Source organism: Pseudomonas sp. P5_B2 (assembly GCF_056400445.1).
In genome coordinates, this window is record NZ_JBFULH010001145.1 from 1 (window position 1) to 946 (window position 946).

The 946-nt window shown below is 58.6% G+C and carries 1 protein-coding gene; it reads right to left on the minus strand.

Features of this window, described 5'->3' with window-relative positions; all coding sequences use genetic code 11:
* Window positions 1–946 (minus strand): tetratricopeptide repeat protein (locus AC1DRJ_RS29770; RefSeq protein ID WP_477805278.1); only part of this gene is annotated, 946 nt, incomplete at both ends.

The following is a 946-nucleotide window of genomic DNA, read 5'->3' on the forward strand; positions in this document are numbered from 1 at the left end:
GCGTAGAGACTCCTTGGCGCCCACCGAGTCGCCATTCAGCCAGGCAACTTCAGCGCCTGCCAATAGCAACTCGACCTCCAGCGCCAAGGTAGCGGACCGTTGCGACGACTCAAGCACTTGTGTGAGCTGGTTCAGCGGGTTTGTGGCCTGGTGTAAATAAACTTGCGCCAACACCAGTAAATACTCGAGCCGCGCAATTAACATCACTGTTGCTGGAGGTGCCTGCCGCGCGTGCGGACCACGGTAGTGGCGCAATACACGGCTGAGCGCTTCATGGGCGAGTTCGKGGCGGCCTTGTTGCAGCCAGATGTGACTACTTATTTGTAAAAGCACACCGCGGTAAACGGTGTCAGGGCATTGCCGCTGCTGCATCAAGCGCTCAGCATCGCGCAGATGCGCAAACGCCAATTCATAATCGCGCTGGTTGGCCGCCAATTGCGCCAACCCGAGGAAGCCGTAAAGCACCCGTTTGTCATGGTTACGCAGGCAGATTTGCAGGCCGGCTTCGAATTGTTCGGCGGCGTGATCATCCCTCCCCTGACACAGACTCAAACGCCCCCGATGCAAAGCAATCCGACCCAGCAATGGCTCGGCCATACGCTGGTGGGCCAACATGCCATGGATATTAGCGAGTAAACTTTCCGCGCGCTGGGGAGCGCCACGTAGTTCCAGTAATTGTGCATGATCGAGCTCCAGCAGCCCCTCGAAAACCAACGAACCCTGCGCACGCGCCAGGCACAACGCCTCACGATTTAACGCCTGCGCCACATCGAGCTCTGCGTGCAGCAATGCTTGCTGAGTCAGCCCCGACAAGCACATCACACGTACCGTCCAGAGCTCGGGCCCGAGGTCACTTAGCGCATCGATAAAGTGCGCACGCGATGCGTCTATCCGCCCCTGCAAATGCAGCAACCAGCCTTGTTGGGCCTGCCAGCGAGCAATCAGT